General features: G+C 66.8%; 10 protein-coding genes. All 10 read left to right on the top strand.

Annotation, left to right across the window (positions count from 1 at the left end):
• The first annotated feature begins 358 nt into the window (after window positions 1-358).
• The 10 genes from ectA (at window position 359) to secD (ending at window position 11,408) form a co-directional block, all read left to right on the top strand.
• The gene (ectA, locus tag AAAZ40_RS02895; RefSeq protein WP_476661080.1) at window positions 359-898 is read left to right on the top strand and encodes a diaminobutyrate acetyltransferase; all 540 of its coding nucleotides are present in this window, start codon (window positions 359-361) and stop codon (window positions 896-898) included.
• Between the two features lie 96 nt (window positions 899-994).
• Entirely contained in the window at window positions 995-2,287 is a 1,293-nt protein-coding gene (ectB, locus tag AAAZ40_RS02890) for a diaminobutyrate--2-oxoglutarate transaminase (protein WP_476661079.1), read from the top strand.
• A gap of 26 nt (window positions 2,288-2,313) precedes the next feature.
• Window positions 2,314-2,703 (top strand): ectoine synthase, encoded by a 390-nt coding sequence (locus tag AAAZ40_RS02885; RefSeq protein WP_476661078.1) that lies wholly within the window; start codon window positions 2,314-2,316, stop codon window positions 2,701-2,703.
• Window positions 2,704-2,716: 13 nt separating this feature from the next.
• Complete coding sequence (gene thpD / locus AAAZ40_RS02880; protein WP_476661077.1) at window positions 2,717-3,655, top strand: ectoine hydroxylase; 939 nt, start codon at window positions 2,717-2,719, stop codon at window positions 3,653-3,655.
• On the top strand, window positions 3,652-5,289 hold the full coding sequence (locus AAAZ40_RS02875) for a BCCT family transporter (RefSeq protein ID WP_476661076.1): 1,638 nt from the start codon (window positions 3,652-3,654) through the stop codon (window positions 5,287-5,289). Before thpD ends, AAAZ40_RS02875 begins: the two co-directional genes overlap by 4 nt.
• Window positions 5,289-7,148, top strand: coding sequence for a putative nucleotidyltransferase substrate binding domain-containing protein (locus AAAZ40_RS02870; protein ID WP_476661075.1), 1,860 nt, complete (start codon window positions 5,289-5,291; stop codon window positions 7,146-7,148). Before AAAZ40_RS02875 ends, AAAZ40_RS02870 begins: the two co-directional genes overlap by 1 nt.
• A 10-nt stretch (window positions 7,149-7,158) precedes the next feature.
• A complete protein-coding gene (locus AAAZ40_RS02865; RefSeq protein ID WP_476661074.1) occupies window positions 7,159-7,917 on the top strand; it encodes a 3'-5' exonuclease in 759 nt (252 codons plus the stop codon).
• A gap of 72 nt (window positions 7,918-7,989) precedes the next feature.
• A complete protein-coding gene (locus tag AAAZ40_RS02860) occupies window positions 7,990-8,955 on the top strand; it encodes a DMT family transporter (RefSeq protein WP_476661073.1) in 966 nt (321 codons plus the stop codon).
• Window positions 8,956-9,117: 162 nt separating this feature from the next.
• Window positions 9,118-9,435, top strand: a complete 318-nt coding sequence (gene yajC / locus AAAZ40_RS02855) for a preprotein translocase subunit YajC (protein WP_476661072.1) — start codon at window positions 9,118-9,120, stop codon at window positions 9,433-9,435.
• 77 nt (window positions 9,436-9,512) lie between these two features.
• Window positions 9,513-11,408 carry a protein translocase subunit SecD gene (secD, locus tag AAAZ40_RS02850; protein ID WP_476661071.1) on the top strand — a complete coding sequence of 632 codons (1,896 nt, stop codon included), beginning with the start codon at window positions 9,513-9,515 and terminating at the stop codon, window positions 11,406-11,408.
• The last annotated feature ends 10 nt before the right edge of the window (window positions 11,409-11,418 follow it).

The following is an 11,418-nucleotide window of genomic DNA, read 5'->3' as shown; positions in this document are numbered from 1 at the left end:
CCGTTTTCGATTGAAATTTTCCATGAAAATTAATTTTTTTTGCATAAAAATCAATCGACCGCCCTGCCCTTTTGTTGGCCGATTTTTCTAGACAAAACAGGGGTCTGTCCGGCTTCCCAGCGCCGATCGACCGCTCCCCAGCCAGCGGCCGGGCAGGCCATGAAGGCTTGCACGAAGCCGCTTATCGGTTTATCCTGAAATAAGGCGGTGTGATGGAGCACCGCCTTCCTGCAGCCGCAATGGCTTGGCTCTTGCCCAGAGTTGTGCTGCAGGCGATCGTTCAACGGCCAACGGGTCGCTTGAGTGTTTTTGATGGGCCTGCACCCCGAGTGCAGTCCACCTGCAACAACCCCATTGCATGACCAGTACCGACCGGAACCCACCTCATCCACACCACGCTCTTGTCTTTCGAGCCGCCCAGCGCCGGGATGGTGCTGCGCTCTGGCACCTGGTGCGCGACACCCGGGCGCTGGAGCTGAACTCCGCCTACTTCTACGTGCTGTTCGCCACCGACTTCGGCCAGACCTGCCTGGTCGCCGAAGCCCCGGATGGACGCCTGGCCGGTCTGGTGATCGGCTACCTGCCGCCCACGCAAGCGGACACCGCCTTTGTCTGGCAGGTGGGGGTGCGCCCCGATTTGCAGGGCCAAGGGCTGGGCCTGCAACTGCTGCAGCAATGGTGGGCCTTGCCCGCCCTGTCGGCCTGCCGCTGGCTCACAGCCACCGTGGCCGACGGCAACACCGCCTCACGCGCCCTGTTCGAGCGCTTTGCGCGCGCACACGGCAGACCGTGTGAGCGTCGGCCGCATTTCACGGCCGACTTGTTTCCCATCGATCACCCGGCAGAGCCTTTGCTGCGCATCGGGCCGATCGACCGCGGCAGGCCTGCGCCTGTCTGAACGGACGCGCCCCGCGCGTCCTCCCCTGCGCGCGTTGACTCCACCCGGCTGGCCGGGCAAGCAACGCCATTCTTTCACCCATGATAGGAGCCTTCCATGAACACCTTTGAACAGCATGAGTCCGAAGTCCGCGGTTACTGCCGCAACTTCCCGGCCGTCTTCAGCAGTGCCAAAGGCGCCTGGATGACCGACACCGAAGGTCGCCGCTACCTGGACTTTTTCTGCGGCGCCGGCGTGCTGAACTACGGGCACAACCCGGACCGCCTCAAGCAGGCCCTGCTGGGCTACCTGATGCGCGACGGCATCACCCACACGCTCGACATGTACAGCGAAGCCAAGCAGCGCTTCATCGAACGGTTTCACGAAGTCATCCTGCAGCCGCGTGGGCTGAACTACAAGTTCCAGTTCCCCGGCCCCACCGGCACCAACGCGGTGGAAGCCGCGCTGAAGCTGGCCCGCAAGGTGACCGGGCGCGAGCAGGTGGTGGGCTTCACCAACGCCTTCCATGGCATGACGCTGGGCGCCCTGGCCGTGACGGGCAATGGCTTCAAGCGCGCCGGCGCCGGTGTGCCCTTGGGCAACAGCGCGTCGGTGCCGTTCGACGGCTACCTGGGCGCCGACACCGACACGCTGGACTACTTCGAAGCCCTGCTGAAAGACAGCGGCAGCGGCATGGATATGCCCGCCGCCGTGATCGTGGAGACGGTGCAGGCCGAAGGCGGCGTGAACGTGGCCAGCGTGGAATGGCTGCAGCGGCTGCGCCGCATCACGGCCGAGCACGGCATCGTGCTGATCGTGGACGACATTCAGGTCGGTTGCGGGCGCACCGGACGCTTCTTCAGCTTCGAGGAAGCCGGCATCGTGCCCGACATCGTCACGCTGTCCAAGTCGCTGTCGGGCTATGGCCTGCCGCTGGCGCTGGTGCTGATCAAGCCCGAGCTCGACCAGTGGGCGCCCGGCGAACACAACGGCACCTTCCGCGGCCATTGTCCAGCGTTCGTGACCGCCACCGCCGCCTTGCAGTTCTGGCAGAACGACGCCCTCTCCCTGAGCGTGCGGAAAAAAGCCAAGCTGGTAGAGGCACGGCTGCAAGCCCTGGCCCAGATGCTTGCCCCCGACGCCCAGGTGCGCGGGCGCGGCCTGATCTGGGGCCTTGCCTTCGCCGACACCACGCTCGCGGGCCGCGTGTCTCAGGCCTGCTTCGAGCGCGGGCTGATCATCGAAACCGCTGGCATCGACAGCCAGGTGCTCAAGCTGCTGCCCAGCCTGACCATCACCGAGCAGGAGCTGGCACATGGCCTCGACGTGATCGAGGACAGCCTGCGCGCCGTGCTCAGCCTGCCCCCCCGCAAGCGCGCCGAAACATCCGACCTGGCCGCAGCCGCCTGACCCGCCCCACAAGAAGGAGCAAAACCATGATCGTGAAACACCTGGACGATGTGATCGGCACCGCCGCCGACGTGGACACCGAAGGCTGGAACAGCCGCCGCCTGATCTACAAGGACGCTGGGGTCGGCTACTCGGTGCACGACACCGTGATCAAAGCCGGCACCGAGCACGAGTTCGAATACCGCAACCATTTCGAGACGGTCTACTGCATCGAAGGCCAAGGCGAAATCGTGGACCTGGCCACCGGTGTGACCCACCCCATCCGGCCGGGCACGCTGTATTGCCTGAACCAGCACGACCGGCACATCCTGCGCGCCAACCAGGGCACCCACATGCGCATGGTGTGCGTATTCAACCCGCCACTCACCGGCCGCGAGGTGCACGACGAAACCGGTGCCTACGCGGTCGCCGACTGAAAGGAGCCGCCGCATGATGACCCTGAACGACTCGGCCGCCACCCCGGCGCTGCAGCGCCCCCGCGCCGATGACCGCTACCCCTCGCGCTTTGGCCGCGAAGTGCTGATCTCCCGCCGGCTCGACCCGGTGGTGTGGAGCGAGCCGGGGCCTGGCCCCTTGAGCGAAAGCCAGCTTCACGACTACAGCCACCACGGCTTCCTGCACTTTGACGCTCTGCTCAGCCCCGATGAGGTGCAAACCTGTCTGGACGAGCTGCAACGTCTGCGCAGCGACGAGACCCTCAAAGACACCGATGAAGCGGTCATCGAGCCCGGCAGCCGCGAACTGCGCTCGATCTTCGCGGTGCACCGCAGCAGCGACGTGCTCAAACGGCTGGCGAGCCACCCCAAGCTGGTGGCCATCGCCCAGCAGTTGCTGGGCAGCGACGTATACATCCACCAGTCGCGCGTGAACTACAAGGGTGGCTTTCGCGGCAAGGAGTTCTACTGGCATTCCGACTTCGAAACCTGGCACGTGGAAGACGGCATTCCGGCCATGCGCATAGTGAGCTGCTCCATCGCCCTGACGCCCAACACCCCGTACAACGGCCCGCTGATGATCATTCCCGGTTCGCACCAGCGCTACATCAGTTGCCTGGGTGCCACACCAGAAAACCACTACAAGGCTTCGCTCAAGCAGCAGGACGTCGGCGTGCCCGACGACGTGAGCCTGACCCAGTTGGTGGAAGACTTCGGCATCACCGCCCCCATCGGGCTGGCCGGCTCGGTCACCTTCTTCGAATGCAACGTGATGCACGGCTCCAGCTCCAACATCACGCCGCTGCCGCGCAGCAATGTGTTTTTCGTCTACAACAGCGTGCACAATACGCCCGTCGAGCCGTTCTGTGGGCTGCCCCCGCGCCCCAACTTCATTGCCGAGCGCAATGACTTCACACCCTTGGGAGGCTTATGAGCCAATCCGACAGCGATGATCCGATGAAACCGGACGGGGAAGTCAACCCCATCGACACCGACTACCAGATCGGGCAGGACAACATCGTGGTCAAGGTCGGGCCGTTCGGGCTCGACATCCACAACCGCGTGTTCGCCATCTCGGGCTTGACCGTGGTGGCCTTCGTCCTGCTGACGCTGATGTTTCAGTCGGCGGCGGAACCGCTGTTCACCAGCCTGCGCGGCTGGCTCACGTCCAACCTGGACTGGTTCTTCATTTCGGCCGGCAACATCTTCGTGCTGGTGTGTCTTGGGCTGGCCCTGTCACCCCTGGGAAGGGTGCGGCTGGGCGGCACCGAAGCCACGCCGGACTACAGCTACCTGACCTGGTTCTCGATGCTGTTTGCCGCCGGCATGGGCATCGGGCTGATGTTCTTTGGGGTGTCGGAGCCGCTGTCGCACTTCGGCAGCGCCTTGGGCGGCACCAGCATGGAAGACGGCGTGCGCACCGACTGGGCGCCGCTGGGTGCCGCCGCCAACGACCCGACCGAAGCCAGCCGGCTGGCCATGGCGGCCACCATCTACCACTGGGCGCTGCACCCCTGGGCGATCTACGCCATTCTGGCGCTGGGTCTGGCGCTGTTCTCGTTCAACAAAGGGCTGCCGCTGACCATCCGCTCGGTGTTCTACCCCTTGTTGGGCGAGCGCGTCTGGGGCTGGCCGGGGCATGTGATCGACATCCTGGCCGTGCTGGCCACCATGTTCGGTCTGGCCACGTCGCTGGGCCTGGGGGCTGCGCAGGCCGCTGCCGGGCTGAACCACCTCTTTGGTGTGCCGCTGGGCGAGACCACGCAGGTCGTGCTGGTCATCGGCATCACGGCGATTGCGCTGGTGTCGGTGCTGGCCGGGCTGGACGCGGGCGTCAAGCGCCTGTCCCAAATCAACATGGTGCTCGCTGCGGCGCTGGTGCTGTTCGTGATCATCGCCGGACCCACGCTGGCGATCGTGACCGGCTTCTTCAGCAACCTGGGGGCCTACCTGCAATACCTGCCCGCGCTCGCCAACCCGGTGGGGCGCGAAGACGCCAACTTTTCACAGGGCTGGACGGCCTTCTACTGGGCCTGGTGGATTTCCTGGTCACCGTTCGTGGGCATGTTCATCGCCCGCGTGTCGCGCGGCCGTTCGGTGCGCGAGTTCATCCTGTCGGTGCTGATCGTCCCGTCGCTGGCCTGCGTGCTGTGGATGACGGTGTTCGGCCACACGGCCATCAGCCAGTTGGTCAACGACGGCTACCAGGCGGCCGCCAACGCAGACCTGCCGCTGCAGTTGTTCCTGATGCTGGAGGCCTTGCCCTGGGCGCAGATCACGTCGTTCGTGGCCATCGTGCTGGTGGTGGTGTTCTTCATCACATCGTCCGACTCGGGCTCGCTGGTCATCGACGTGATCGCGGCCGGTGGCAAAATCAACGCCCCGACACCGCAACGCGTGTTCTGGTGCACCTTTGAAGGGCTGGTGGCGATCGCGCTCATCCTGGGCGGCGGGCTGGTCGCGCTGCAGGCCATGGCGGTGTCGACCGGCTTGCCGTTCACGCTGGTGTTGCTGGTCGCGACCGTGTCGGTGGTCAAAGGTCTGATGTCGGAACCCCGCCCCCGGTAATGGACGACGAGCGGCTCGAAATCCTCGACTTCCTGAAACGGCACCCACCGTTCAGGGAGTTTGACGAGGCCACCCTGGCCCGCGTGGTCAATGCCATCGATGTGCGCTACTGCAAGGCCGGTACATCGATCGTCGAGTTCGGGCAGGACGCCCAGTACTGGCACATCGTGCGCAGCGGCAGCGTGGAGGTGTTCCGCCGCGACGGCACCCTCTACAACCGCCTGACCGAAGGGGGCTACTTCGGGGAGTTCGGCCTGCTGCATCGCAAGAAGGTGCGTTTTCCGGCGCGGGCGCTGGAGGACACCTTGCTCTACCTCCTGCCCGAGCCCGTGTTCACCGACCTGTTCGAGCACCACGAGGCCTTTGCCGATCAGGTCGAGATCGAGGACCGCACCCGGCTGCAAAAGGCCGTCTCGCGCCAGGAGGGCAGCAACGAGCGCCTGTCGGCGCCGATCGACAGCCTGATCCAGCGACCGCCGGTCACCCTGGGTTTGCACGCCACCGCGCTGGAAGCCGCCCGCTGCATGACGGAAACCGGCGTGTCGTCGCTGCTGTTGATCGACCGCGGCGAACACGACCATGCGCGGCTGGCCGGCATTCTGACCGACCGCGATCTGCGCTCGCGGCTGCTCGCGCAAGCCCTGCCGCTGGACACCCCCGCCGCCGAGGTGGCGACGCAACCGGTGGTGGTGATCGAGCACAACCGGCGCGTCTTCGAGGCCATGACGCTCATGCTGCGCCATCAGGTGCACCACCTGCCGGTCATGCGGCAACAGCAACCCATCGGCGTGGTGGCGCTGTCGGACATCATCCGCTACGAATCGCACAACAGCCTGTTCGTGGTGGGCCTGATTGGCCGTGCGCAAACCGTGGAGGAACTCGAAGCCCTGGTGCCCGAGGTGCGCGCCAGCTTTGTGCGCATGGTGAGCGAAGACACGCGTGCACGCATCATCGGGCACACCATGGCGGCCCTGGGCCGCGCCTTCAAGCAGCGGCTGCTGGAACTGGCCGAACAGCAATGGGGGCCGCCCCCGGTGCCTTACTGCCTGGTGGCGTTCGGCTCCATGGCCCGGCAGGAACAGGGCCTGCTGACCGATCAGGACCACGGTCTCATTCTGCACAACCGCTTCGACCCGACCGAACACGGTGCCTGGTTCGAACGGCTGGGCGAGTTCCTGTCCAGCGGGCTGGCGCGGTGCGGCTACCCGCTGTGCAGCGGCGGCGTCATGGCCAGCAACCCGCGCTGGCGCCAGCCGCTGAACAAGTGGATCGGCACCTTCTCCGACTGGATGGAGCGCCCCACGCCGGAAGGGCTGCTGCACAGCAACATCTTTTTCGATCTGGACGGTGTCCATGGCCACAGCGAATGGGCCGAGGTGCTGCGCCGACACGTGGCACAGCGTGCCCGGCAACACCCGCGATTCCTGGCCAGCATGGCGCGCAATGCGCTGCTGCGCACCCCGCCGCTCGGGTTTTTCAAGGACTTTGTGCTCGAGCCCGACGGTCGCCACAGCGCCGCCATCAACCTCAAGCGCCGCGGCACCGCCCCGCTGACGGACCTGATCCGGGTGCATGCGCTGGCTGCGGGTTCGCGCGCGGTCAATTCCTTCGAGCGCCTGGACGACATCATCCAGGCCGGCGTCCTGCCGCCCGGGCGCGGGCCGGACCTGCGCGACGCACTGGAGTTTCTGTCGCAGGTGCGGCTGCGCAACCAGGCCGAGGAGGTGCGGGCCGAGCGTGAGCCGGGCAACAGCATCGCGCCGGAGCAGTTGTCGGCCTTTGAGCGCAAAAGCCTGCGCGATGCCTTCACCGTGCTGAGTCAGGCGCAGGGTTATCTGAAATACCGCTACGGCGCCTGAGGGACGCGCCATGTTCCACGCCGGCCTGCTGCGCGACCCCTCAAGCCCCGACGCACCACCAGCCCCTGCGCCGGTGCAGGACTGGTCGCGCCATTTCCAGCAGCGGGCCAGCACCAGCCGCGACGCCCGGCTGCGCCGCTATTACGCGGCCGGCATGGTGGCGGCCGAGACACCACTCGCGGACGTGCCGCTGCTGGCCATGGATGTGGAAACCACCGGGCTGAATCCGGCCACCGATGGCATCGTCAGCATCGCGGTGCTGCCGTTGCGGCTCGACACCATCCAGGCCAGCCAGGGGCAGCAATGGCTGCTCAAACCCCGGGGGCCGATGGGCGACGAGGCGGTCACCGTCCACGGCATCACGCACCAGCAGATCGCGCAGGCACCCGACTTGCTGGACATCCTCGACGACCTGCTGCGGCGCATGGCCGGCCATGTGCTGGTGGTGCATTGCCGGGACATCGAGCGCCTGTTCCTGAACAGCAGCCTGCAACGTTGCCTGGGTGAGACCATCGACTTTCCCGTCATCGACACCATGGCGCTGGAAGCCCGCCTGCACCGCCGCCCGCTCCCCTGGTGGCAGCGCTGGCGGCGCCCAGGGACTGCCCCGGTGTCCATCCGCCTGGGGGCCAGCCGCGAACGTTACGGCCTGCCCCGCTACCGCCTGCACCACGCCTGGACGGACGCCCTGGCCTGCGCCGAGCTGCTGCAGGCCCAGGTGGCGCATCGCTACCCACCCACCACCCCGGTGAGCGCCTTGTGGACTTGAAAACGCCCTGATCCAGGCACGCCCCGCTGCGGCCGCGCTTACACTCCACCCTTTTGTGCGGGTGCAGCGCCTATGTGGCTCGGGGTTGGCTTTGCTTTGATCGCGGGGGCGTTGTGGGGCCTGGTGTTCCTGGTGCCGCTGCTGCTGCCCGAGTACCCGGCCGCCTTGCTGGCCATGGCGCGCTACCTGGCGTTTGGGCTGCTGTGCCTGCCGCTGGCTTGGCTCGACTGGGGCGCGCTGCGCCGCCTGACGCGCGCCGACTGGCTGGCGGCGGCCAAGCTGGCCGCCGTGGGCAACCTGCTCTACTACACCCTGCTCGCCAGCTCGATCCAAGGCACCGGTGGGCCTTTGACCACGCTCATCATCGGCACCCTGCCGGTGGTGATCGCCATTGCCGCCAACCAGCGCAACGGCGCGCGCGACGGGCGCTTGCCCTGGCGGCGCCTGCTGCTGCCGCTGGGGGTGATGCTGCTGGGCATTGCGCTGGTCAATCAGGCCGAAATGGCGCGCTTGCTGCAGCACGGCGACACCACGCTCGGCGCCTACGCCCTGGGCGCGCTGCTGGCGCTGGGGGCGCTGGCGTGCTGGACCTGGTACCCGCTGCGCAACGCCGACTGGCTGCGCCAGCACCCGGGGCGCGACCCGCGCGTCTGGGCCACGGCGCAGGGGCTGGCCACGCTGCCCATGGCGCTGCTCGGCTTTGCGCTGGTCTGGGGCTGGATGGCGCTGAGCGGCTCCAGCTTTCCCATGCCGCTCGGGCCAGACCCGTGGTTCTTCCTTGGCCTGATGCTGGCGCTTGGGCTGTTCGCCTCCTGGTGCGGTATTCTGTGCTGGAACCAGGCCAGCAAGCGCTTGCCCACGGCCTTGGCCGGGCAACTGATCGTCTTTGAGACCGTGGCGGCGCTGGTCTACATTTTCTGGTGGCGCGGCGAGTGGCCGGGCGCGCTCACGCTGGCCGGCATGGCGCTGCTGCTGCTGGGGGTGTGGCTGGCGCTGCGCATCCGGCCGGTGCCGGCCGTGCGCCCGGCAGCGGCCTAGACCTGACCCGGCAGCGGCCGGATGCGCTTCGTTACGGCTGCAGCGCCATGGCGTGGTCCAAAGCTGCGCGCCCATTTGCGCCGGGGGTTTAGAATGAGCGGTTGACACGGGCCTCATCTGGCCCGCCCGCAACCCCCACCCCTTTCACACAGGAAAGCCGCCGTGTTTATTTCTCCCGCCTACGCCCAGGCCGCCGCTGGCGACACCACCAGCACCCTGATCAGCCTGCTGCCACTGGTGCTGATGTTCGTGGTGCTGTACTTCATCATGATCCGGCCGCAACTGAAGCGCACCAAGGAGCACAAGGCCATGGTCGCCGCGCTGGCCAAGGGCGACGAAGTGGTGACCGCAGGTGGCATGCTGGGCCGCATCACCAAATTGGGCGACGATTTCGTCACCTTGGAACTGACCAGCGGCGTCGAAGTCCAAATTCAGCGCAGCGCTGTGATGCAGTTGATGCCCAAGGGCACGGTTCAGTAAACGGCCTTGCCGTGATTTTTCATCCAAAGGCTGGGCCTGCGCGCCCGGCTTTCAGGCTTTAACCGGGCCGCCCGCTCATGAACCGATACCCGCTGTGGAAGTACGTCACCATCGTGGTGGCGCTGCTCATCGCCCTTTTGTACGCGCTGCCCAATCTGTATGGCGAAGCCCCGGGGGTGCAGATTTCCTCTGGCCAGCACGGCGTGCGCATCGACGCCACCACCCTGACGCGCGTCGAGCAGGCGCTGGCGGCACGCCAGATCAGCGCCCAGTCGCTGGTGCTTCAAGACCAGAACATCCAGGCCTTGTTCGACAGCGCCGAAACCCAGCTGCAGGCGCGCGACGCGATCGACCGCGCCCTCAACCCCGACCCGGCCCAGCCCACGCACGTGGCGGCGCTGAACCTGGTGCCGCAAACCCCGCGCTGGCTGCAACAGCTCAATGCGCAACCGATGTACCTGGGCCTGGATTTGCGCGGCGGCGTGCATTTCCTGATGCAGGTGGACATGCCCGGCGCCCTCGAGCAGCGCGCCGAGTCGCTGGCGCGCGACCTGCGCACCACCCTGCGTGAGCAAAACATACGCCACACCGGCATCAGCCGCGAAGGCGTGGCGGTGACCTTGCGCTTTCGCGACGCGGCGGCGCTGGAGGCGGCGCTGCCGACCCTGCGCCGAGACTTCGCCGACCTGAGCTTCGAGCGCCGGCTGGTCGATGGCCAGCTCCAATTGATCGGCACCCTGAGCGCCGATGCCAGCAGCGCCATCCAGACCAAGGCGATCCAGCAAAACATCCTGACGCTGCGCAACCGCGTCAACGAGCTCGGGGTGGCCGAGCCGGTGATCCAGCAGCAAGGGGCAGACCGGATCGTGGTGCAACTGCCCGGCGTGCTCGACACCGCGCGCGCCAAAGACATCCTGGGCCGCACCGCCACGCTGCAGCTGCGCATGGTCGATGAAAGCCCGGCAGGCCGCGCCGCCGAGCGCGGCGAGGGGCCGGTGCCGCTGGGTTCCGAGCGCCACCTGGACCGCAACGGCCGCGCCGTGATCACGTTGCGCGAAGTCGTGCTCACCGGCGAAAACCTCACCAACGCCCAAGCCGGCTTCGATGGCCAGACCCAGGAACCAGCGGTGCACCTGACGCTGGACGCCGCCGGGGCGCGCATTTTCCGCGACGTCACGCGCGCCAACGTCGGCAACCGCATGGCCATCCTGTTGTTCGAGCGCGGCCGTGGCGAAGTCGTCACCGCACCCGTGATCCGCACCGAGATCGGCGGCGGCCGGGTGCAGATCTCGGGCCAGATGACCACACAGGAGGCGCATAACGTGGCCCTGCTGCTGCGCGCCGGCGCGCTGGCGGCGCCGATGGAAATCATCGAAGAGCGCACCATAGGCCCGAGCCTGGGGGCCGAGAACATCCGCATGGGCTTTGAGAGCGTGCTCTGGGGCCTGCTGGTGGTGCTGGTCTTCATTGTGATCTACTACCGCCTGTTCGGGGCCTTCTCGAGCATCGCCCTGACCTTCAACCTGGTGCTGCTGGTCTCGGTGCTGTCGATGCTGCAGGCCACCCTGACGCTGCCCGGCATGGCGGCGATGGCGCTGGCGCTGGGCATGGCGATCGACTCCAACGTGCTCATCAACGAGCGCATCCGCGAAGAGCTGCGCCGCGGTGCCTCGCCGCAGATGGCGATCAACAACGGCTACGACAGCGCCTGGGGCACCATTCTGGACTCCAACGTCACCTCGCTGCTGGCCGGGCTGGCGCTGCTGGCCTTTGGCTCCGGGCCGGTGCGTGGCTTTGCGGTGGTGCACTGCATCGGCATCCTGACCAGCATGTTCTCGTCGGTGTTTTTCTCGCGCGGGCTGGTCAACGCCTGGTACGGGAGCAAGAAAAAGCTCAAAACCCTGTCGATCGGCACGGTCTGGCAACCGCCGGCACCGGGCGCGCCCAAACCCGGCTCGGCAGCCGCCGACTGAACCGCCAGAG

The sequence above is a fragment of the Serpentinimonas sp. SMBJO2 genome (assembly GCF_056341105.1).
This window is presented reverse-complemented; position numbering and strand designations above follow the sequence as displayed.

What these genes read in the sequence shown, in the direction of transcription:
- AAAZ40_RS02865 (WP_476661074.1), top strand. Translation starts at nt 7,159, where the DNA reads ATGTTCCACGCCGGCCTGCTGCGCGACCCCTCAAGCCCCGACGCACCA.
- AAAZ40_RS02875 (WP_476661076.1), top strand. Translation starts at nt 3,652, where the DNA reads ATGAGCCAATCCGACAGCGATGATCCGATGAAACCGGACGGGGAAGTC.
- AAAZ40_RS02870 (WP_476661075.1), top strand. Translation starts at nt 5,289, where the DNA reads ATGGACGACGAGCGGCTCGAAATCCTCGACTTCCTGAAACGGCACCCA.
- ectA (WP_476661080.1), top strand. Translation starts at nt 359, where the DNA reads ATGACCAGTACCGACCGGAACCCACCTCATCCACACCACGCTCTTGTC.
- AAAZ40_RS02860 (WP_476661073.1), top strand. Translation starts at nt 7,990, where the DNA reads ATGTGGCTCGGGGTTGGCTTTGCTTTGATCGCGGGGGCGTTGTGGGGC.
- secD (WP_476661071.1), top strand. Translation starts at nt 9,513, where the DNA reads ATGAACCGATACCCGCTGTGGAAGTACGTCACCATCGTGGTGGCGCTG.
- AAAZ40_RS02885 (WP_476661078.1), top strand. Translation starts at nt 2,314, where the DNA reads ATGATCGTGAAACACCTGGACGATGTGATCGGCACCGCCGCCGACGTG.
- thpD (WP_476661077.1), top strand. Translation starts at nt 2,717, where the DNA reads ATGATGACCCTGAACGACTCGGCCGCCACCCCGGCGCTGCAGCGCCCC.
- ectB (WP_476661079.1), top strand. Translation starts at nt 995, where the DNA reads ATGAACACCTTTGAACAGCATGAGTCCGAAGTCCGCGGTTACTGCCGC.